This window comes from Solwaraspora sp. WMMB762, from assembly GCF_049179115.1.
Taxonomy (GTDB): domain Bacteria; phylum Actinomycetota; class Actinomycetes; order Mycobacteriales; family Micromonosporaceae; genus Micromonospora_E.
Map to the genome: position 1 here is coordinate 1,676,032 of NZ_JBMHMD010000001.1, position 19,701 is coordinate 1,695,732.

Annotated in this window: 20 protein-coding genes, 1 pseudogene and 1 CRISPR repeat array; of the genes and pseudogenes, 5 read left to right on the forward strand and 16 right to left on the reverse strand. The window is 68.3% G+C overall.

Annotation, left to right across the window (positions count from 1 at the left end; translation table 11 throughout):
- The first annotated feature begins 13 nt into the window (after positions 1-13).
- Positions 14-2,452 (forward strand): hypothetical protein, encoded by a 2,439-nt coding sequence (locus ACN27J_RS07370; RefSeq protein WP_421364726.1) that lies wholly within the window; start codon positions 14-16, stop codon positions 2,450-2,452.
- 17 nt (positions 2,453-2,469) lie between these two features.
- Here the strand turns inward: ACN27J_RS07370 and ACN27J_RS07375 are convergent, their stop codons facing one another.
- The 9 genes from ACN27J_RS07375 to ACN27J_RS07415 form a co-directional block, all read right to left on the reverse strand.
- On the reverse strand, positions 2,470-2,865 hold the full coding sequence (locus ACN27J_RS07375) for a hypothetical protein (protein ID WP_421364727.1): 396 nt from the start codon (positions 2,863-2,865) through the stop codon (positions 2,470-2,472).
- Between the two features lie 2 nt (positions 2,866-2,867).
- The gene (locus ACN27J_RS07380; RefSeq protein WP_421364728.1) at positions 2,868-5,027 is read right to left on the reverse strand and encodes an ATP-binding protein; all 2,160 of its coding nucleotides are present in this window, start codon (positions 5,025-5,027) and stop codon (positions 2,868-2,870) included.
- Positions 5,024-5,593, reverse strand: coding sequence for a GNAT family N-acetyltransferase (locus tag ACN27J_RS07385; protein WP_421364729.1), 570 nt, complete (start codon positions 5,591-5,593; stop codon positions 5,024-5,026). Before ACN27J_RS07385 ends, ACN27J_RS07380 begins: the two co-directional genes overlap by 4 nt.
- A gap of 63 nt (positions 5,594-5,656) precedes the next feature.
- Entirely contained in the window at positions 5,657-6,178 is a 522-nt protein-coding gene (locus tag ACN27J_RS07390; RefSeq protein ID WP_421364730.1) for a DUF6879 family protein, read from the reverse strand.
- A complete protein-coding gene (locus ACN27J_RS07395) occupies positions 6,175-6,381 on the reverse strand; it encodes a hypothetical protein (RefSeq protein ID WP_421364731.1) in 207 nt (68 codons plus the stop codon). Before ACN27J_RS07395 ends, ACN27J_RS07390 begins: the two co-directional genes overlap by 4 nt.
- Before the next feature lie 216 nt (positions 6,382-6,597).
- Complete coding sequence (locus ACN27J_RS07400; protein WP_421364732.1) at positions 6,598-7,230, reverse strand: class I SAM-dependent methyltransferase; 633 nt, start codon at positions 7,228-7,230, stop codon at positions 6,598-6,600.
- A 5-nt stretch (positions 7,231-7,235) separates the two neighbouring features.
- Entirely contained in the window at positions 7,236-8,357 is a 1,122-nt protein-coding gene (thiL, locus tag ACN27J_RS07405; protein WP_421364733.1) for a thiamine-phosphate kinase, read from the reverse strand.
- Positions 8,354-9,001: a (d)CMP kinase gene (locus ACN27J_RS07410; RefSeq protein ID WP_421364734.1), complete on the reverse strand. Its 648-nt coding sequence runs from the start codon at positions 8,999-9,001 to the stop codon at positions 8,354-8,356. Before ACN27J_RS07410 ends, thiL begins: the two co-directional genes overlap by 4 nt.
- 35 nt (positions 9,002-9,036) lie before the next feature.
- Positions 9,037-9,609, reverse strand: coding sequence for a hypothetical protein (locus tag ACN27J_RS07415; RefSeq protein WP_421364735.1), 573 nt, complete (start codon positions 9,607-9,609; stop codon positions 9,037-9,039).
- Between the two features lie 278 nt (positions 9,610-9,887).
- Between ACN27J_RS07415 and ACN27J_RS07420 the strand changes: the two genes are divergently transcribed.
- Positions 9,888-10,652: a hypothetical protein gene (locus ACN27J_RS07420; protein WP_421364736.1), complete on the forward strand. Its 765-nt coding sequence runs from the start codon at positions 9,888-9,890 to the stop codon at positions 10,650-10,652.
- 40 nt (positions 10,653-10,692) lie between these two features.
- Here the strand turns inward: ACN27J_RS07420 and ACN27J_RS07425 are convergent, their stop codons facing one another.
- On the reverse strand, positions 10,693-11,148 hold the full coding sequence (locus ACN27J_RS07425) for an HIT family protein (RefSeq protein ID WP_421364737.1): 456 nt from the start codon (positions 11,146-11,148) through the stop codon (positions 10,693-10,695).
- Positions 11,149-11,253: 105 nt separating this feature from the next.
- Positions 11,254-12,042, reverse strand: coding sequence for an AfsR/SARP family transcriptional regulator (locus ACN27J_RS07430; protein ID WP_421364738.1), 789 nt, complete (start codon positions 12,040-12,042; stop codon positions 11,254-11,256).
- Between the two features lie 171 nt (positions 12,043-12,213).
- Here ACN27J_RS07430 and ACN27J_RS07435 point away from each other — a divergent pair, with 171 nt between their 5' ends.
- Entirely contained in the window at positions 12,214-13,098 is an 885-nt protein-coding gene (locus ACN27J_RS07435; protein ID WP_421364739.1) for an NBR1-Ig-like domain-containing protein, read from the forward strand.
- Positions 13,099-13,212: 114 nt separating this feature from the next.
- Here ACN27J_RS07435 and ACN27J_RS07440 read toward each other — a convergent pair whose 3' ends face one another.
- Both ACN27J_RS07440 and ACN27J_RS07445 read right to left on the reverse strand, forming a co-directional pair.
- Positions 13,213-13,614 (reverse strand): hypothetical protein, encoded by a 402-nt coding sequence (locus ACN27J_RS07440; RefSeq protein WP_421372680.1) that lies wholly within the window; start codon positions 13,612-13,614, stop codon positions 13,213-13,215.
- A gap of 202 nt (positions 13,615-13,816) precedes the next feature.
- Positions 13,817-14,305 (reverse strand): annotated as a pseudogene (locus ACN27J_RS07445) (HIT family protein); the annotation flags it as partial.
- A 49-nt stretch (positions 14,306-14,354) separates the two neighbouring features.
- Here ACN27J_RS07445 and ACN27J_RS07450 point away from each other — a divergent pair.
- Both ACN27J_RS07450 and ACN27J_RS07455 read left to right on the forward strand, forming a co-directional pair.
- Entirely contained in the window at positions 14,355-15,176 is an 822-nt protein-coding gene (locus tag ACN27J_RS07450; protein ID WP_421364740.1) for a DUF5753 domain-containing protein, read from the forward strand.
- Complete coding sequence (locus ACN27J_RS07455; protein ID WP_421364741.1) at positions 15,173-15,367, forward strand: DUF397 domain-containing protein; 195 nt, start codon at positions 15,173-15,175, stop codon at positions 15,365-15,367. The genes ACN27J_RS07450 and ACN27J_RS07455 overlap by 4 nt, the downstream gene beginning before the upstream one ends.
- 151 nt (positions 15,368-15,518) lie before the next feature.
- On the opposite strand, the gene ACN27J_RS07460 is transcribed toward ACN27J_RS07455, so the two are convergent.
- The 3 genes from ACN27J_RS07460 to cas1 all read right to left on the reverse strand — a co-directional run bounded on the left by ACN27J_RS07460 (position 15,519) and on the right by cas1 (position 19,699).
- Positions 15,519-16,301: a transposase family protein gene (locus ACN27J_RS07460; protein ID WP_278168437.1), complete on the reverse strand. Its 783-nt coding sequence runs from the start codon at positions 16,299-16,301 to the stop codon at positions 15,519-15,521.
- A 119-nt stretch (positions 16,302-16,420) separates the two neighbouring features.
- Positions 16,421-17,604: direct repeats of the CRISPR family, unit length 36 nt; unit sequence GCCTCAATGAAGGGCAGCTCCCGAGAGAGCTGCGAC.
- Positions 17,605-17,801: 197 nt separating this feature from the next.
- Positions 17,802-18,104, reverse strand: coding sequence for a CRISPR-associated endonuclease Cas2 (cas2, locus tag ACN27J_RS07465; protein ID WP_421364742.1), 303 nt, complete (start codon positions 18,102-18,104; stop codon positions 17,802-17,804).
- Complete coding sequence (cas1, locus tag ACN27J_RS07470) at positions 18,101-19,699, reverse strand: CRISPR-associated endonuclease Cas1 (RefSeq protein WP_421364743.1); 1,599 nt, start codon at positions 19,697-19,699, stop codon at positions 18,101-18,103. The genes cas2 and cas1 overlap by 4 nt, the downstream gene beginning before the upstream one ends.
- Positions 19,700-19,701: the final 2 nt, after the last annotated feature.

Sequence of the window (19,701 nt, forward strand, 5' to 3'; positions counted from 1 at the left end):
CCACAATGGCCGCATGCGTCTGCTGGTTCACGTCACCGGCGAAGCGGACCTCCTGCTTCGCTCGGACGGCCCCACCCCCAAGACCGTCCGCGCCGACCGGGTCCGAGATCGCTGCCGACAACTCGCCGCGACAGCTGCCGGCCCCGCCGGGCCGTCCGCAGCCCGGCGACTACTCACCGACGGAACATGGGAGGACGACCACCCGCGTACTGCCGCACCCAGCCCACTGCTCGGCGCCCTGACCAGACTCACCGAGACCCCGGACCTCGACGTGATGTTGATCGGCACCCAGCAGCAGCAGGCTGATGACCTGGACACGGCGCCGATCGCCCAGACCCTCGCCGAGGTGCTGCGCGCCCGGACCAGCGAGGACACGACCATCCACGCCATCGCGACGGCCACCATCGAAGGCCTGGCCGAAGTGGACGTCATCCGCGCCGTCGTCGCCCACCTCGACCGCTCCCCGCGCTACACCGAAGCGGTCGTGACCTGGGGCTCCGGCTCCACCACCCTCGCCATGGGCGTGCTCACCGCGCTGTCCCAGGCGGGGATCCCCTGGCGGCTCGTCGTCACCAGCGGCCGGGCCCCGTACGAGATCGTCGACCCACTGGGCCGGCTCGACCGCGACCCGGTCGCTGGCGTCCTGGTCCGCTGGCGCATGTTCCAGGCCCTCGCGGACCTCGCCCGGACCGATCCGCCCATGGTCGAGCTCACCGACGACGGACACGACCTCGTCCGCCGGGCCGCCGAGCGCCACGACCGAGGATTCGCCGCGTACGACACCGCGTCGTTGCGCGCGGTGCTCGCCGACGCCGTCGTCCGTCGCGACGGCACCGCCAGCCTCGCCGTCCGCCGCTACGTCGTCAGCCGCTACGAGGAACTGCTGGAAGTCGACCGGACCGACCGCACCTGGCCTGAGGACCTACTGAAACGGTACGAGAAGCCCAGCGGCGGCCCTCCGCTCGGCGCGAAGCTCGACTTGACCGCCCACTCTCGCCACGACGACCCGATGATCTGCGCCTCCGTCGACCTGCCGTCCTACCGATGGCTGTACGGATCCGAGGTCGCTTCGCTGCAGAACATCGGAAAGGGCAGTCACAACCTCCGCCCGCCCACCTCCTGCGACGCCACCTTCATCGGTGACTACCTCACCCAGTTCGCTGTCGACGTCGACGGTTGGAGCGACGCCGGCCTGCCTCAGCCGCCGGTCGCCCCGGCAGACACCGTGCTGGCAGTCTGGCAAGCCGGGGTCCCGCGCGGCGGCGGCACCGAAAAGTCCGTCGGAGACCAGCTCAGCAGTGGCATCCCCGTAGCGGTGCGGGACTTCCTCGGCATGCACGAAAACCGGCTGCGCGCCGTCATCTTCGCTGTCGACGACGGCCGAGGTAGCCACGACGTCGCCACGGCCGACGCCGAATCGATCACCACGATCACGCACCACGTCACGGGCTCGGCCAGAGGCGAAAGCTGGGTCGAACCGATCACCTTGGCCGACATCGACGAAGCCGCCATCGAGCGCGCCGTCGAGGCCCGACTCACCCGCGAGACCGGCGCGCTGCTGCTCATCCCCACCGGCCGCAAGCCGGTGGTCCTCGCCCTGATCCGCGCCATGCGCCTCATCGGTGCCCGACACGGCATCCCGCTGTTCGTCCGGGAAAACGCCGCCCCCGTCGGCCCCGACGGCTACCGCAACGTCCACCTGTGGCCCGCCATCACCGGCGGGGACCTGCCACTGCTCATCGCCGCAGAACGGGCACTGCGCTCGTTGGAACTGGACGTAGCCTGGCGGCTGCTGGCCGCATCCGCGATCGGCGCGGACGTCACCGATCAGGCACGACGACTGGCCGACGCCTTCGCCAGCCGACAGCCACCCGACGACCACCGACACACTCCGGCCAGCGCCACCGACACCAGATGGACCAAGGGACTGGCCGTCCAGCGGCTGGAGCTCGTCCACGCGGCCCTCGACGAGGCGACGACACAGGCTGCCCGCATTCGCCTGCTGGTCCTCGCCGCCGACGCCTTGGAGGCGTCCATCGCCGCCACCAATCCGAAGGACAACAAGGGCGGGACGTACCGAAAGTTCCGCGACGATCTGCGAGACAACAAGATCAAGGACCAAGGGATGACGCAGGCATGGCCAGCGCACATCCTTCTGTTGCTCAACAGAGCCCGTGACCGCGCTCCGATCACCCACGGCACCGCGACCACCGCGGAAGCGGTCATCGCCGAGGCCGCCGACGCGCACGCCCGGGACCACCACCTGGGTACGGCCGACGCAGCGCTGCTCCCCCGGACCCTGCCCGAGCTGCTACGCGAATCCGTCCAGGCAGCCGCCGCCCTGGGTGGATTGGGCAAGGCGGGTCAAGCCGGCAGCCTGCTGCACCGTCATCGCCAGATCCTCGACGAGGTCGGCGATTGCATCCGCAGCCGGCCGCAGCCCACCCACTGACCGTCCACTACCGCTTCTCATCCTCCGGAGCCGAAGTGCACGCCGCCGTGGATGTCACGTGCCTGCACCGCCGGGCCGCATACCGGGCCGGAGATCGTGTTGCTGGCCCGGCTGTGGTCGTCTACTGTCCGCGCCGCCCTGACCTCACCCCAGAGCCGGTGCAGCTCGGCGGCGAACACACGGTCGTTGAGCGCGGCTGCGGTCAGCGCAGCGGATAGTTGCGCGATTCGCTGATCGTCCGATGGCGCACGTTGTGCTGCGGCGAGTGCGGTCCCGGTGGCGGGCTGCTCGGTCGCCTTACGCCGGACGAGCCGGACCAGTGCCGTGAACGCGGCCTTGCCGCCAGCGGTCACCTCAGCGACCACACCCGTCGCCAGCGCTGTCGCGACAGCGGTCAGGACCGGGTCGTCCATCCTCACTCACGTCCTTCCTCAGCTGACTCCAACCGCCGCCGCACCTCAGCGACGAGCGGGTCGTCCAGCCCGATCAGCGTCGTCAGCGCCGCCGACCACGCCTGGCACGCTTCGGCCCGGTCTCCGTCCGCCGCGTGCGCGTCGCCCGTATACATCATGGCGATGCACTCGTGGCGGGGATCGCCCGCCGCCGCAAACAGTTCCCGAGCGCGGGCGAGGTGGTCGAGCGCCGTGGCAGGCTCCGGCACCTCGATCAGCGTGCGGCCGAGCTGCAGCTCGACCAGGCCCTCGCTCCAGCGGTTTCCGAGAGTCCGGAAGATCTCCATTGCCTGCTCGTACGACGCGATCGCCTCGGCGTACCGGAGCATGTTGCGGTGGCCGTTGCCGAGGCTCATCAGGGACAGGCCGATGCCCCGGTCCTCGCCGGCGTCGCGGAAGATCTCCAACGCGCCCTCGGCGCACTCGATCGCCTCGTCGAATCGTCCCGAGTCCTCGTAGGCGAGGCAGCAGCCGCGCAGCGCGTAGCCGGCTGTCCAGCTGTCGCCGACCTGCTGGGCCGCGTCCCGCGCTGCCGAGTAGTACTGCAGTGCCTCGTCGATCTCACCGCGGTCCCACCAGGCGTCGCCGAGGAGCAGCAGCATGAAGCCTTCGGCCGATCGGTCCGCCAGGTGGCGGGTGCAGTCGAGGGCCAGCAGATGGCTGTCGATCCAGGCCCGCCAGTAGGAGCGTCGTTCGAAGAACGCCATCGAGGCGGCGGCGAGTTTCCAGGTAACGTCGCAGTGCCCGGTGTCGTGCGCCAGGCGGATGACGTCGAGTACGTTCAGGCGCTCCTGCTCGGACCAGCGCAGCGCCTCGTCGAGCGTTGCGAACGGGGGCTGCCCGTCAGCGGTGACACCGGTCAGGCCCGGAATCGGTCGGCCCTGGGGGAGGATCTTGCGATTGCTGTCGTACACCCGGACCAGGTACCAGTCGAACATCCGCGCCAGCCCGGCCTTGACCTCGGCGGGTGGCTCGTCCGCTTGCGTCCGTTCCGCCGTGTAGAGACGGAGCAGGTCGTGCAACCGGTACCGGTGCCCTCCGATCCGGGTCAGCATGTGCAGCCCGACCAGTGAGTCCAGGTGCCGGCGCGTCTCCGACACCGGCCGCCCGGTCAGTGCCGCCACCGCCGACAACGAGACGTCCGCGCCCGGATGCAGCCCCAGCAACCGGAAGGTGCGCGCGACCGGAGGGTCGAGCGACCGGTAGGTCCACGAGAAGACGGTACGGACGGCGGACAACTCGTCACCGGGCACGGACAGTGCGTCGAGCCGGCCGTTCTCCTCCTCCAGCTCCGTCACCAGATCGGCCAGGCTCATGTCCGGATCGCTGACGGCGCGGTCGGCCACGATGCGTAGCGCGAGCGGGAGCCGCGAGCAGAGTTCCGCCAGCCTGATGGCCTGACCGGGTTCGGCGTCGATGCGTTCCGGGCTGGTCGTCTCGCGCAACAGCCGGATCGAGTCGTCGTCGGTCAGCACGTCGAGCACGGCCCGGATCGCGCCATCGCGTACCGCAAGACCGGAAAGCCTGTCCCGGCTCGTGATGATCACCATGCAGGTCGGGGAGGCGGGTAGCAGCGGTCGCACCTGCTCGGCGGTCGACGCGTTGTCCAGCAGCACCAGCATGCGGCGTCCGTCGGTCAGCGACCGGTAGAGCGCGGTCCGTCCGGGCAGGTCCGTCGGGATCTTCTCCGGCGGTACGTTCAGCGCCCGTAGGAACCCGTCCAGGGCCTCCTGCGGTGTCAACGGCGGCACGGCATCGTAGCCGCGCAGGTTGATGTAGAGGTCCCCGTCCGGGAACCGGGCGCGCACCCGGTGCGCCCAGTGGACGGCGAGCGCGGTCTTGCCGACGCCGGCACTGCCGGAAACGGTCGAAATCGTCACGACTGGAAGCTTGCCGTCGCTGGTCCGTAGATCCGTCTCGTCGAGTAGCGAGTCGAGCTGCCGGATATGCAGCTCACGATCGATGAATCCTTTCGTAGCGGGTGGCAGTTGGCGCGGCGGCGGAAGCGGGACGTCAGTGATCCGGACGTGCACGCCGCCGGAGATCTGCGCAGCTTGGACGACCGCACCGGCACCGCCGGCGAAGTCGTTGTCGGCATCGGCGTTGCCCTGGGTCGGGTTCATACCACCTCGGTTTCGCCGCGCGCGGCGAGAAACTCGGAACCCCGCAGCCCCATCAGCACGACATCCTGATACCTGCCGTCGAAGTACTCCTGTTCGCGCAGTAGCCCTTCGATGACGAATCCCAGTCGTTCGTGCAGCCGCAGCGAAGCGACGTTGGTAGCGTAAATGTCCACAAGGCACTTGTGGTAGCGCCGTTCGGTGAACATGTAGCGCAGCAGGATTCGTGCGGCTTCCGTCGCATGACCGTGACGCCGTTGGTCCCGTGCGATGGCGAGGCCGTAGCTGAAGCTGCCAGTACGGGGGTCCGCGTCGCGGGTCGAGATCGCCCCGATCATTCCCGGGTTGTCGACCCGTTCGATGGCCAGCGCGAAGCAGTCGCTTCCGGCCTGCCAGGTGCCGAGGGCGGCGATCTCCTGCCGGCGTTGCGCCGTCGAGCGCGGCGGCTCGACGCGGAACACGGACCGCGCGTCCTCGGTGTCCTCGCCGAAGGCCTGGTAGTAGCGGTCGTCATCGGGTTCGATCGCCCGCAACCGGACGAGGTCACCGACCCACAGTGAGCTCGACATGCCTGCACCTCCCTCGCTTCGCCGCAGACCGGGACTCGCAGACGGTCACCGCGCATCCCGTCATTACGACCGGTAGTCGGCGAACCTGGTCGCGCGGGTCCATGCCACGTCGCGCCAGTAGCAGTGCCGGAGTATGTCGTGAACCCCGTCGACCGTCTCGAAGCCGAGGAAAGTGTCGTCGTCGCCGAAGTGCAGGACCGCGAGTTTGCGCGAGTCGAATAGCCAGAAGTCATGGTGCGGGAGGTCCAACGCTTCGGCCAGATCGCGATCAATGTAACGGATTTCCTCACCAACAGCCGAGTTGTACGGGGTGATGGAAATTTCGAAACGGAGATAGTCGCTGGGTGGATCATCGACGACCCGGACGCGTTCCACCCGCTTCCCGGTCGAGGTCTGCGACGCCATCAAGTCCAGCCAGTCCCGGAGCCATTCGATGCCGGGGTCCCGGCCAGCCAGGAACTCCTGGAATGGAAGGTCTTCGGCCTTCACCCCGTAGGATCTTCGCACCTCGAACTTGAAAGCGACATGCTCAAAGCTCAGAAACAGCTTCTGAAACGCGTCAGGGTCGTCGATGATTGCCGTCATTCGCTACTTTTGCCTTCGAACCATGACATGAGCGAACGCGGCACTACGACGAAATTCTCGCCCGGCAGCACGTCACGGAGCTGCGAAAGCGCCTCCGGGTCGGTCAACTCGTAGCCTTGGACGACGATGTCGCCGGTATCGGTCTCGTAGAGCGTCGGACAAGATCCAGCGTTGCTCGATGTGGACAGAAGGCGAAGCTTCATCGACTCCTCCATTGGCCGATCTGGGAGACAAGAATACCAGTCGATCAATTAATGACGGAAGCTGCCTATGTCCCTTCCTGTCCGAGCTTTCGCAATATGAGACCTGTCCCATAAGCCTCCTGCCGATGTGCGGTGTGGATTGTACCCTTCGTCCACTCTGGCTGCCCAACTGAGGGCAGGCGCCGCGCAGTCGGTGGCAGCGGTCCACAACGGATCTTATAGCTCGGGACGTTCGGTGGTGGCGGTGAACCAGTCCTTGCGGCTGCTGACGTCCAGCTGCGCGACACGCAGCCCCACCTTGCGACACAGCGCCGCAAACTCCTCCGGCGCGTAGTAGGTGAACCAGCGCGGGGCCGGGAAGTCGTCAGTGCTGCGCCAGCCGTCGCGACCGCCGTGTTTCATGCTGATCAGCGCCTTTCCGCCGGGCAGCAGGACCCGCCGGATGTTGTCGAGCGCGGTGACCGTGTGCTGCCGGGGCAGGTGTAACAGGACCCCGCTGGCGATGACACCGGCGAAGGTCGCGGAACGCAGCGGCAGGGCGAGCGCGTCGCAGCAGACAGCAGCGTTGACGGCGATCCGTACGGTGGTCGCGCGCAGCAGTTCCGGGGTGACGTCGGCGAGGACGACGGCCCGGCCGGTGCCGGCGACCAGGTCGGCGTCGCGACCCGCGCCGCAGCCGAGGTCGAGCACCGGCCCCGGCCCGAGCGCGGTGAGGAAGGCCGTCAACTCCTGTCGCAGCCCGGGAAACCGGCGGTAGTCGGCGGTCATCGCCGTGTAATGCTCGGCCAGGGCCGCATAGGAGCGGCGCACCTGGGCGGTTCCGGACCAGCCGGCGGTCACGGCGGGCACGGGGGTCACCGTGCCGGGGCGCCCGGGGCGCCGCCGCCGGTGACGAGGGTGCTGATGTCGGTGCTCTGATGTTTCCAGGCGACGCCGGGCAGGTCGGTCCTGCTGCCGTCACGGGTGAGCAGGCTGACACCGTCGTCGGGTGGCGTGGCGCGACCGATGACGTCGAAGGTGAGACCGTCGCGGTCGAAGGCGTCCCGGCAGGCGTCGAGCCGGTCGTCGGGCACCGTGAAGGCGAGCTGAAAATCGGCTGACGCGCTCATCGCGAGGGTGACGTCGTCGGTGCCGGCGAGTTTGGCGACGGCGCTGACGGCGGGGTGGACGGCGATGTCGTCGGCGGTGATGGTGAAGCCGACACCGCTGGCGGCGGCGAGTTGCTCGATCGTGGCGCGCAGGCCGTCCGAGGTGTCCTGGCAGGCGGTGGCGTAGCCGCCGGTGGAGAGCAGCCGGCCTTCGGCGACCCGGGCGCGGGGCCGGCGCCAACTGTCGAGCAGGTCGGCTTCGATACTGTCGGGCAGGGTCCACCCGTTGACGGCACGCTTCGGGAAGTAGGCGACGGCCGCGCCGAGGATCCCGCAGGGGCCGGTGACGCAGAGGTGGTCGCCGGGTCGCGCGCCGCGGCGGGTCAGGGCGGTGCCGGTACGGCAGATGCCGATCGCGGACGCGGAGAGCACGATACGTTCAGCGTTGCCGATGTCGCCGCCGACGTTGACGGTGCCGAAGTCGGTGCAGGCCTGGTGGATGCCGGCCATGACGTCGAGGAACCCGGAGTCGTCGAGGTCGTTCGGGTAGCGCACGACGGTCAGTACGCCGATCGGCGCGGCACCCATCGCCGCGATGTCGCTGACGTTGGCGGCGACCAGGTAGTAGCCGATGTCGACGTTGGTGAGCAGGCCGTGTTCGTAGAGGGCGAACTTCGGGCCGCGTACGTAATCGGATCCGACGACGAGGGTGACCGGCCCGTCGAGGTCGTAGATCGCGCAGTCGTCGCGGGTGTCCGCACCGGCGGTGAGGGTGGCGTACGGGCCGTGGCTGTCGCCGAGGACCGAGCCGGACTGGCCGGCGAGGAATGCGCCGACGAGCGCGGCGACCCGGCTCGGTTCATCGGAGTAGCTGGCGGGCGAGGTCATCGGCGCGCTCCCAGATGGTGTACGACTGCCCGCAGCACGGCGGCTGCCGGCAGAAACGTGGTGTCCAGTACCAGGCCGTGTGGCCGGCAGGCGACGTGTTCGCGGATGGTGTCGTCGAGCCGCGCCGGCGGTCCAACGTGGATGACACGGCCCGGCTGCGCCCGGTGCTGGGCGCGGCGGCGTTCCCGCCGGATCGCGTCGGCGGCGGTGAGGAAGATGTGGCAGTCGGCGTCGGTCATGATCGTCGTGGCGCAGTCGCGGCCGACCGCGATCATCCGCTCATGGCCGTCAACGATCGTGCGATGGTATTCGGTGATGTCGTGGCGCCATGCCGGGTCGGCCGACACGGCCCGTAGGTGCTGTTCCACTTCCGACGACCAGAGATCGTCGATGATGCTCTCCTGGTGGTAAACGACCGTCGGGGTGACCGGTCGCGTCCCCGGCGTGGCCGGCTCGTGCCGCAGCGCGTCGAACAGTTGCCGGCCGGGCGGCACCGGCCCACGCGAGGCGACGTAGGCGACGGCGCGGTACGTGAGCCCGGTGTCGAGTACGCGCATGTCCAGCTGCGCCGCGAGCGCGTACGCGAGACTTGTCTTACCGCTGGCGGTAGGGCCGTCAATGGAGATCGCGAGTTCGTGGCGCATCGGCGAGGTGGCCTTCTGTCGAAGCGGGACTGTCGTCACCGTACGTCATTCACGCGAGCACGCATGGACACGTTGGACCCGTCGCGGTGATCAGGGGTGATGAGTTGCTCCTGCCAGCCGGCAGTGGCGATCATCGTCGCCCGCAGCAGGTGCCTGCGGACCACCAGCGACCAGTCCCATTCGGGTTCCGCGATGCCGAGCAGTGTGCCGGCCACCGAACGCAGATACTGTGACCGGATGCGACGCTGCGCGTCGAATGCGACGTGAGTGGTGTCGCCGTCGGCGCAGTAGAAGTAGGGTCGGTCGGACTCGGCGAAGCGCCGCAGCGCGGTGAAATCGGGCAGTCGGATGGCCGACAGCCCGTCGCGGGTGATCATTTCCGCCAGCTGTGATCCATTCACCGGCAGGATATGCCAGTGGGCGTGGGTGATACACCCGGACGGCGTTGTCGTGGAAGATCCATGCTCCATGATGGCCATCTGGCCGAAGGTGGCGACATAGCGCGGCCGCAGCCACCCGACGACGTCCCGAACCTGGGCGATCAGCCCGCCGTCAAGATGACCGAAACTGAGATGGTGGCGCTCCGGCAGCAGGAGCAGATGCCCCACGACCAGCGGAGACAGGTCAGCGACGAGCCGCAGCCCCGACAGGGACGCGATCGTCCGACTCGGCGGATCTCCCCGGTATACGGCGGCGAAGCTGCCGCCACCGCCCGAGCGGAACTCGTCGCACAGCTCGTCACCATCACACGCCGAAAACCGGGCCATACCGACCTCCACGCTGGATGGTTAAGCGTAGACGTTTACGGTATCAGAGACTCGACGGACGTCACTGCCGACAGTTTGATCGACACTGCGGAGGTGGCATTACGACTTACCGTTGAGACATGCGGCCACTCACGGCGAAGCTCCTTGATCGCACGATCATGCTGACCGCAACTTGCGTACTGGTTGCGGAACAGAATTCGGTGCCGTCGGCGACGTTCTGGGACGGATTCGCGGGCGGTCGCGGCCACATCGTCGGCGTCGCCGTCACGGCCATCGCGACGTTCGGCGCGCTCACGCCGGCCCAGCTGTGGGCGGAACGGTCCCAGGTGGCCCGCCGCACCGCCGTACGACAGCAGGTCTTGCACCACCTCGGCCGGCTGCTGACGATAGCCGCCCGGACGGCGCCGCCGCTGCCCGCAGCCGATCTCGGCCTGCACGTGTGGCGGGTCTCCTGGTCGCTACGCCGCCCGCACCGCCGGCTGGTCCGGGTGGGCACGTACCGGCTGGGCAGCACACCGACCACCCGGGCGTTCGCGCCAGGGTGCGGCGTCGGAGTCGTCGGGCTCTGCTGGAAACGCAACGAAGAGGTCGCCGTCGACGTCGAGGCGCTCGCCGCGGAGCTGCCAACACAGGCCGCGTACGAGGCGCACGTCACGGCGCACGGCGGCGATGCGGTCATGAATCTGACCTGGCTGGACTTCCTCCGGGTCCGCCACCGGGGCGCCGTGTTCGCGAGCCCGATTCGTGACGGCGAGGGCGAGTTCGTCGGCTGCGTCAGCGTGGACAGCAGCCGTGGCTTCGCCACCCTCGTCGGTGACGACCTGTGGCACGAGATCAACTCGCTCTGCGTCCTGCTCGGCGACGACGGCCTGGCCCACGTCTGATCCGGCACGACGCTGATCCGGTCCGGCGCACGCACGCCGCTCAGCGCGGCAGCGGACCGGGCCAGCCGAGCGCTTCGGCCGTCGCAGCCGCCCAGGTCTGCGGGTCACAGTTCGGCAGAATCTGTCGGATGCCGCCGGCCGGGTCCTCGACGTCACCGAACCAGCGCGGGATCACATGGACGTGCAGGTGGTCGACGCTACGCCCGGCCGCGCGACCTTCGTTGATCCCGATCGTGTACCCATCCGGCCGCAGCTTCCCGGTCAAATCGTTGCGCACCATCAAGATCAGCTCGTACGTGTCCTGCAGCTCCTGAGGGGTGAGGTCGAAGAACGACTCGATGTGGCGCTTCGGCACGATCTCGGTGTGCCCCTCCGCTGCTGGGAAGTTGTCCAGCCGGGCGAAGCAGGTCGCATTCTCGTGCGAGATGCGGTTGAGCTGCTCATCATCCCGCCGGCAGAACAGGCAGTCCACCAACAGGTCCTCAGAAACGTCCATTTTGTGGCCTTCCGGTCACCCGCGGCCTCCACCGCCGACCTGCCGCCGCGTCCGCAGCCTGTCGTGTGACGTCCCGACGGCCATCGTACAAGCGATGACTGCCGATCACGGCACGCTGCTGAGGATCGGAGCGTCGGGCGCGCCGGGGCGGGCGGGCAGCGGTTCGCCCCGCAGGATCGCCGCGTTCACGGCCCGCAGGTCCGGGCCAGGTTCGACGCCCAGTTCGTCGACGAGCCGGCGTCTCGTGCGCGCGTACTGATCCAGCGCGTCAGCGCCGCGCCCAGCCGCGTGCAGCGCCCGCATCAGGGCGCCGGCCAGGGACTCGGTCAGCGGGTACTCGCCGGCCAGCAGCGTCAACGGACCGATCACGGTGTCTGCGTTGCCGGCCACCACCTCTGCCTGCGCCCAGTTCACAACAGTGCCGAGATAGTGCTGCCGGTATGCCTCCCGGACCCGCTGCGCCCAGTCACCGGGGACCCCTGCCAGGGCGTCACCCCGCCAAAGGCGCATCGCAGCCCGCAGCAGCATCACCCGCTCGTCGCCGGTCCGGTCCGCGGCGGTGTCCGTGAGGCGCTGGAACCGGTGCAGGTCGACGCAGTCGGCATCGACCTCCAGCAGGTAGCAGCCGGGTCGACGCAGCAGTTGAGCCGTCGTCCGTTCCCCACCACCTTGCTCCAGCAGTCGCCGCAGACCGCTGATGTGGGTGTGCAAGGTCCGCCGGGCCCGCTCGGGCGGCTGCTCCCCCCAGATCCGCGCGATCAACGCCTCGGTGCGCAGTGGTCGGTTGGCATCCACCGCCAACGCCGCCAACACGGCCGCCTGCTGCGGTCGCCGGGCGACCAGCGTCCGTCCGTCGATCCGCAGCTCGACCAGCCCCAGTACCCGAAGATACATTTTCAGCCCTCGTTCCATCTCCGACATCGCCGACCATCAGGGTTGCAGACAAGACTGCGAGATCTTTTCACATCGATCTGCCTTTACCGCCAGCATCGACCCGGACATTGACCGTCCGGTATGCTCTTACAACATCGGACAACAGATCTGACGGGATGACACGGGAATCAAATGCCAGAACTAGACCCTGACGACGACGGCCAACGGGAAACGACGACCGCGCAGTTCGCCAAGGAGTTGCGACAGTTGCGCGCCCTGGCGGGGAACCCTTCCTTCCGGCGGATGGCCGGCCGCTCCGGCAGGATCTCGCACACCACCCTGCACGAGGCCGCGACCGGGAATCGGTTTCCTTCCTGGGAGACGACCCGGGAGTACATCCACGCCTGCGGCGGCGACGAGACACAGTGGCGGGCCCGGTGGGAGCGCTGCGCCCAGGCCGGCCCGCTCCGACCAGCGAGCCGTCCTGTCGCCGAGGTCGAACCTGCTGGCGGCCACGGACCAACGGCCGAGCCCGGACCAGCCGCCCCGCTCCCCCTCCGGTCGCCCCGGCGGGTCCTGACCGTCGCAGGTGCGCTCATCCTACTCGCCGTGCTATCTGGGACCGCGCTCGCGCTACGTCCGGAGGACCGGACAACCGCGGAGCCAGGGCCGGAGACGGCGCACCCAACCGTGCCGCTGCCCCCGGCTCCGCGAATCAGCGGCGACCACAGTCGGTTCATCACCGACGTCACCGTTCCGGACGGCACGACGGTGACCACCGGCATGACCTTCGTCAAGGTATGGGAAATCGAGAACAGCGGCACCGTTCCCTGGTACGGCCGGCATCTGCAGCGAGAGGACTCGCCGGCCGCGCCAGATGACTGTCAAACACCGCACCGGATTCCGATCAGCAACACCCTGCCGAACGAGCGAGTAAAGATCAGCGTGACCGTTACCGCACGGAGCACCCCGGGCGACTGCATGGTCCGGTGGAAAATGGTCGACGACCAGGGAGAGCTGTTCTTTCCCAGTTCCCGACCGGTCTTCTTTCTCGTTCGGGTGGTAGCGACCGATTGACCTGCACCGGTGTCGACATCGATGTGGACGCGGTAGGCGGCGGCGCCGTACGGCGAACAGACCGGTACCGGCGGACCACCGCTGAGGAGGTCCGCCGGCCCAGAGCCGGGTGGCTCACCCGCAGTTGCCCCACGGGCTGGTGTAGCTGGTGCCACCGTGGTAGCCGAAGTACCGGACGCACTTGCCCGCCGCCGGGACCCGTACCGGTCCGGCGTAGTAGCGGTAGTCGCCCGTGTCCGTCGACCAGTCACTACCCGACACCTGGAGTGCCGCCGTGGTACGGGTCGGGGTGCCCACCGAGGCGGTCTTGATGGTCACGACACAGTTGCTCGAACCGTTGTAGAGCTGGTAGACCCGCGCACCGGGCAACGGGTACGACCGCTGGACGTAGTAGCCACTGCCGCACACCCCCTCCGGCGTGTAGGCGGCGTGCGCCGCGCTCGGTGCGATCGTCAGGGCGGCGGCGACCGCGACCCCGACCGCCACGACACTGCTGAGTGCCTTCCGAACGAGCATCGTCATCTCCCTCCCAGGGGAATCGTGTTCCCTGTCGACACTCAGCCTGAGCCGCCCGGGTGGGCCGGAAGCCTGTCGAAATGTCAACGCCGTCCCGGAGCCGCTGCACGCCTGCGCCCGTGAACGAGGCGGTCGCCAGCGGGTCAGGGTGAGGCGGGTCAGGTCGGCAGGTCGGATGTGAGAGGACGTCTTCGTTGATCCCGATCGTGTACCCATCCGGCCGCAGCTTCCCGGTCAAATCGTTGCGCACCATCAAGATCAGCTCGTACGTGTCCTGCAGCTCCTGAGGGGTGAGGTCGAAGAACGACTCGACGTGGCGCTTCGGCACGATCTCGGTGTGCCCTTCCGTCGCCGGGAAGTTGTCCAGCCGGGCGAAGCAGGTCGCGTTCTCGTGCGAGATGCGGTTGAGCTGCCCATCATCGCGCCGGCAGAACAGGCAGTCGGCCGGCACGCCCTCGTGAAGATCCATCTTGCAGCCTTCCGTTCGCCCTACCTTCCACCGCCGACCGCAGCCTACGTGCGCCCTCCTGGCTTTCACCCATCCCATCACAACCTCCGTCGAATTCACCATTGTCGCGGCCTGCGTTTCCCTCCCCGATAAGGCAGAATCGATCGCGTACGCCGGGCTTTGTCTCCACTGTGACGTGGCGATCCGGCGAGCGGCCCGGCCCGGTGTTTCATTTTGAAACATTGGCGCGGGTGGTGAGTGTGTCGGATGAGAGGAAGGTGAAGCGATGCCGGTGACCGGACCGACTGTGGTGCGCCGCCAGCTGGGGCGGCGGCTGCGCCGACTGCGAGAGGAGGCTTCCCGCACCGAGCAGGAGGTGGAACGGGCCAAGGTCTGTTCCCGTACGACGTTGTGGCGGATCGAGAACGGCAAATTTCCGGTCAAGATGAACACCGTACGAGGCCTCTGCTGGTTCTACGGAGCGGACCCGGAGACGACGGACGCGCTGACCCGGCTCGCCGCCGCGTCCGACGAGCACGGCTGGTGGGAGTCGCACGGCGACGCCGTACCGGACTGGTTCCGCTTGTACATCGGCCTCGAAGCCGCCGCGACGGAGATCCACAACTACAACCCGGAGTTGGTCCACGGTCTGTTGCAGACGCCGGACTACATGCGGGCGGTTTTCCAGGCCGCCGACCCGCAGGCCTCCGAGCAGCAGATCGAACGGCTGGTGTCGCTGCGGCTCGATCGGCAGATCTCCTACTACGACCGCGAGCAGCCGGCCCGGATCGTCGCGATCCTCGGAGAGGGTGCAATGACTCGCGAGGTCGGCGGCCCGGCGGTCATGGCCAAGCAACGCGCCCACCTGGCCAGCGTGGGTCGACGGGTACGAGTGGAGATCCGCGTCCTGCCCGGAGCCGCTGGTGCACACGCCGCGTTCGCAGGCGCTTTCACCGTGCTGGACTTCGCCGACCCCGACGACCCTGACGTGGTCTACGTCGAGTCCCATATGGGCGCTCGCTACATGGAGCGTCCGGAGGAGTTGGCGGAGTACCGTCGAGTTTTCCGGCTGATCCGCGACCAGTCGATCCCGATCGAGGAGTACCTACGATGAAGCCCGACACCCCCTGGTTCACCTCCAGCCGCAGCGCCGGCAACGGCGGCGAATGCGTCGAAGCCCGCCGGCACGCCGGCCGCGCTGAAGTACGCGACAGCAAGGACCGCACCGGTCCCACTCTCACCTTCACCGCGGCGCAGTGGGGCACCTTCACCACCGCCCTGCGAACCGGCGCCCTCCCCCACTGACCCCACCCACGGCGGTGAAGGCCGCCTCGGTACCCGAGGCGGCCCCCACCGCCCTGCCGCACCAATGAAGGGCAGCTCCCGAGAGAGCTGCGACCCGGGTGCGACTGCATCCTCGGCCAGCTCCACGCCGAGGAGCCTCAATGAGCCCTTTTCATGCTGCGTAGCGGTCGGTCTCGACGTGGTGCAGAACGAGGATGGCCTGCACGATCGCGGTCGCTCGCCGTGGACAGCAGCGCAGCTTGGCCAGGATCTTCCAGGCCTTGAGGGTGGCGATTGCGCGTTCACCGCGGGCGCGGATCTTCGCGTGGGCGCGGTTGATGGCCTTCTGCCGGCGTGACAGCTTCGGGCGGAAGCGGCGTCGCTTGAACGGAGTGCGCACGCTGCCGCGGGCTCCTTGGTAGCCCTTATCGGCGAAGGTCATCACGTCCGCCCTGGTCAGCGCATCGATAATGCCGTAGGTCCTGGCTGCGGTCAGGTCATGAACCGAACCGGGCAGCGCCGGTGAAGCCCAGACGAGCCGGCCAGCGGCATCGGCGATGACCTGCACATTCACGCCGTGGTGCTTGTGTTTCCCAGAGTAGTAGGGTCGCTGGTCGGCGACCCGATCGATCGGAATCAGGGTGCCGTCCAGGATCGCGTACGCCAGTCGGCGGATCCGTACCATGGCGGTGGCCAGGTCATCGGCGGCCGTCGCGAGCAGGGCTATCGCTTCCTGGACGTAGCGCCAGGCGGTGGCGACGCCGATCTCGAAGCCGGCCGCGAGTCGGGTGTAGGTGTCGCCGTTGCGCAGATGGGCCAGGGCGAGCAGCGCCTGCCGGCCGGGTTCGAGGCGCCGCCACCGCGATCGGCGCTGCTTACGGTGGCTGCGGATGCGTTCGGCCAGGTGGTTCAGGGTGCGGCTGGACAACGAGATCGTGGCGGGGTAGGACAGCATGGCGAGGCTCCCGGTCGGGGCTTCGAGTCTTGGTCGACAGCTGTCCTACCTGGAGCCTCGCACCCATCGATCAGCGGGCCTACCGCATCCGCCCTGAGCTGCAAGATCAGCTTGGAAAAGGCTCAATGAAGGGCAGCTCCCGAGAGAGCTGCGACGGGAGGTCGCCGTCCACGTGCTGCAGCTCGCCACGCCTCAATGAAGGGCAGCTCCCGAGAGAGCTGCGACGGTTGTCCCAGGAAGCCCTCGGGGCGCAGGTCCACGCCTCAATGAAGGGCAGCTCCCGAGAGAGCTGCGACTCGGGCACGATGAGCACTGCCCGCCGGCTGCGCGCGCCTCAATGAAGGGCAGCTCCCGAGAGAGCTGCGACTTTCGAAGTTGGTGGTTTCAAGTTGGCAGTATTCGCCTCAATGAAGGGCAGCTCCCGAGAGAGCTGCGACGTCTTTCGCTATGGGTAACGCGATCACCATCGAAGGCCTCAATGAAGGGCAGCTCCCGAGAGAGCTGCGACTCCGTACACCCAGGAACAGCCGTGACCGTCCTCGCGCCTCAATGAAGGGCAGCTCCCGAGAGAGCTGCGACCTGGTGCGGCGCGAGCGGGCAGCAGCACCACGGTGGTCGCCTCAATGAAGGGCAGCTCCCGAGAGAGCTGCGACCTCGAATGCTGTCGTCCAGTCGGCGTACTTCTCCGCGCCTCAATGAAGGGCAGCTCCCGAGAGAGCTGCGACGAAACTTATGATGGCACGCCCTTGCCGTTGCGCCAGCCTCAATGAAGGGCAGCTCCCGAGAGAGCTGCGACCTGGTGCGGCGCGAGCGGGCAGCAGCACCACGGTGGTCGCCTCAATGAAGGGCAGCTCCCGAGAGAGCTGCGACCTCGAATGCTGTCGTCCAGTCGGCGTACTTCTCCGCGCCTCAATGAAGGGCAGCTCCCGAGAGAGCTGCGACGAAACTTATGATGGCACGCCCTTGCCGTTGCGCCAGCCTCAATGAAGGGCAGCTCCCGAGAGAGCTGCGACAATCGGGCGTATCCGTGGCGGACCCGCGACTGTCTCAGTGCCTCAATGAAGGGCAGCTCCCGAGAGAGCTGCGACTGCTGCCGGGCCGGCCGGTGCCGGTGATCCGCCCGCCTCAATGAAGGGCAGCTCCCGAGAGAGCTGCGACCGTGGACGTGATCGCCGTCCCCGTCAGCAGCGTGCCTCAATGAAGGGCAGCTCCCGAGAGAGCTGCGACGGGTCGGCGACGTTGGCGATGGTCGGGTAGCCGCGCTGGCGCCTCAATGAAGGGCAGCTCCCGAGAGAGCTGCGACTGGGCCCGAATCTTACCCCTCCCGACCTGCGGTGGAGCGAGGGGTTCGCGAAGGGTCCGTCGACGGAGAGCCTCGCGACGCCCCGACAGCCGCTTGCGTCCACTATAGAATAGCATCTGAGCAGGTAAAACAGCTCCGCGAAGGGTCCGCGCTCACGGCCGTCACGACGGACCCTTCGCGGCGGGTGACGGGCGGGGCTACAGAATCGCGGGGCCGTGGCCGGTGATCGGCCGACCCTGGCCGATCACGTCGAGGGATCGGCTGGCGCGCTCTCGCAGCGTACCCAGGTCGCAGAACAGGATCGAATCCGTACCCTGGTTGATCATGTCGGTCAGCTCGGCCCGTAGCCGCAGGATCTTCGCCGGACGGACATCCACGACAAACACGCTGTACTGGACGCGGTCGCCGTACGATTCGAGCTTCTTGGCCACCCGCGTGCGGCGGACGTCGTCGGAAACGTCGTATGCGATCAAATAACGCCGTACGTCGTCGAGGCTCATCGGATCTTGATCCCCTCGTATCGGGGCTGCGTCCCGTCGATCACGCCGAGCACCAGGCGCGCCTGGATCTCCATCGCGCGCCGCCAGCTCACCTCGTAGCCGAAGATCGGGTGGCGGAAGGTGCCGGTAACCCGGCGTTCGTAACCGGCGATGAGCGCTTTCCGTCCGTTCGCGCTGATCCGGGTGGTGCCGAGCACCGTGGTGAAGTCCCGGGCGCGGAGTTCGCCGTTGTTGAAGGCGGTGACGACCACCGAGTCGGCGACGGCTGCCCGGAACTCCTCGACCAGGTCGAGAGCCAGCGCCGGCTTGTTGCGGCCGGAGCTGTGCAGAAAGCCGGCGTGCGGGTCGAGCCCGCAGGCGACGACGGCCCGGAGCACGTCTGCGGTCAACAGCCCGTAGCAGAGGTTCAACGCGGCGTTGATCGGATCGCGGGCCGGGCGTCGGGTCCGTACGGAGAACGTCAGCTGCTCGGCGTCGACGACCTTCGGCCGGAACATGGTCAGGAACTGGGCGAAGTAGCCGGCGGCGGCCTCACCTTCGATGCCGAACAGGTCAGCCAACGACAGCGCGTCGAGGGCTTGGCGTTGCAGCTCGCGCAGCCGGGTCACCGTGTCCGGGGCGTTGCCGTGGCGGCGCAGCAACGTCGCCTGGTTGGCGATTTTCGCGGTGACGAACTGCCGGGCCAGGTCGATGCGCCCGTTGTGGGAGGCGACGTGCTGCAACAGTCGCGGGCCGCCGTTGGGTCCCTGCGCCGGCCGGGCCCAGCCGGTGACCCGGCCGGTGCTGGTGCACCACACCACCGACAGGCTGCGCCACAGCACCTCCCTGATCAGGCCGCTGGACAGGTCGACGTTGCCGTGCACCACCAGGCCCTGCACCCGTTCGATCGGAAACGACCCGAGCTTCTCGCCGCTTTTGCTGACCTCGATCCGGCCTCGCTCGACGTACGCCCGCGAGCCGGGTGTGGTCAGGTGCAGCACCTGGGTGTCGGGGTCGGCGACGACGATCCGGCGGATCACCGGCGCGAGTGGGCGTTCGTCGGGCAGGCAGACGCTGATGTGTGAGCAGCGGGAGCAGCGCCGGTCGTTCTCCAGCGGCGGCGGGGCCTGCTCGGCGTCGAGCGTACGCACGGTTGCCGCCACCATCTCCCGGGCGGCCGCCACGTCCGCCGGCGACAGGGTGATGTCGACCCGCACCCGGTGGTTCGTGAAGTAGACCGCCTGCCCGGCCACCGGGTAGCCCATGTCCGCCAACGCCCCAGCGAGCAACGCCACCTGGATCCGCATCGGATCGGTGACGTCCGGCCGGCGGCGCACCGGGGTGGCCTTGTGTTCGACGACGGTCATCGCGGCGTCGTCGTCGAGTTCGACGGTGTCGCAGCGCCCGTACACGCCGAGGTCGTGGCTGACCACGTCGACGGCCCGGTAGCGCCGGGACCGCGACCCGGTCGGGTCGTCGGCCGGGATGTGGGCCTGGACGCCGACCTGCACCTGCTGGGTGTCGGTCGACTCGCCGGCTGCTTCCAGCCAGGCCCGGCGTGGGCAGAAGGCCTGGTGCGCCACCAGGCTGATCGGAAGCAGTTCCGGCGTCGTCATCG

Excerpts from the sequence above, each read along its gene's own strand:
- ACN27J_RS07385 (WP_421364729.1), bottom strand. The coding sequence starts at position 5,593 with ATGTCGAGCTCACTGTGGGTCGGTGACCTCGTCCGGTTGCGGGCGATC.
- ACN27J_RS07370 (WP_421364726.1), top strand. The coding sequence starts at position 14 with ATGCGTCTGCTGGTTCACGTCACCGGCGAAGCGGACCTCCTGCTTCGC.
- ACN27J_RS07425 (WP_421364737.1), bottom strand. The coding sequence starts at position 11,148 with ATGGACGTTTCTGAGGACCTGTTGGTGGACTGCCTGTTCTGCCGGCGG.
- ACN27J_RS07440 (WP_421372680.1), bottom strand. The coding sequence starts at position 13,614 with ATGCTCGTTCGGAAGGCACTCAGCAGTGTCGTGGCGGTCGGGGTCGCG.
- thiL (WP_421364733.1), bottom strand. The coding sequence starts at position 8,357 with ATGACCTCGCCCGCCAGCTACTCCGATGAACCGAGCCGGGTCGCCGCG.
- ACN27J_RS07460 (WP_278168437.1), bottom strand. The coding sequence starts at position 16,301 with ATGCTGTCCTACCCCGCCACGATCTCGTTGTCCAGCCGCACCCTGAAC.
- ACN27J_RS07435 (WP_421364739.1), top strand. The coding sequence starts at position 12,214 with ATGCCAGAACTAGACCCTGACGACGACGGCCAACGGGAAACGACGACC.
- ACN27J_RS07420 (WP_421364736.1), top strand. The coding sequence starts at position 9,888 with ATGCGGCCACTCACGGCGAAGCTCCTTGATCGCACGATCATGCTGACC.
- ACN27J_RS07430 (WP_421364738.1), bottom strand. The coding sequence starts at position 12,042 with ATGTATCTTCGGGTACTGGGGCTGGTCGAGCTGCGGATCGACGGACGG.
- cas2 (WP_421364742.1), bottom strand. The coding sequence starts at position 18,104 with ATGAGCCTCGACGACGTACGGCGTTATTTGATCGCATACGACGTTTCC.
- ACN27J_RS07410 (WP_421364734.1), bottom strand. The coding sequence starts at position 9,001 with ATGCGCCACGAACTCGCGATCTCCATTGACGGCCCTACCGCCAGCGGT.
- ACN27J_RS07380 (WP_421364728.1), bottom strand. The coding sequence starts at position 5,027 with ATGAACCCGACCCAGGGCAACGCCGATGCCGACAACGACTTCGCCGGC.
- cas1 (WP_421364743.1), bottom strand. The coding sequence starts at position 19,699 with ATGACGACGCCGGAACTGCTTCCGATCAGCCTGGTGGCGCACCAGGCC.
- ACN27J_RS07455 (WP_421364741.1), top strand. The coding sequence starts at position 15,173 with ATGAAGCCCGACACCCCCTGGTTCACCTCCAGCCGCAGCGCCGGCAAC.
- ACN27J_RS07375 (WP_421364727.1), bottom strand. The coding sequence starts at position 2,865 with ATGGACGACCCGGTCCTGACCGCTGTCGCGACAGCGCTGGCGACGGGT.
- ACN27J_RS07390 (WP_421364730.1), bottom strand. The coding sequence starts at position 6,178 with ATGACGGCAATCATCGACGACCCTGACGCGTTTCAGAAGCTGTTTCTG.
- ACN27J_RS07395 (WP_421364731.1), bottom strand. The coding sequence starts at position 6,381 with ATGAAGCTTCGCCTTCTGTCCACATCGAGCAACGCTGGATCTTGTCCG.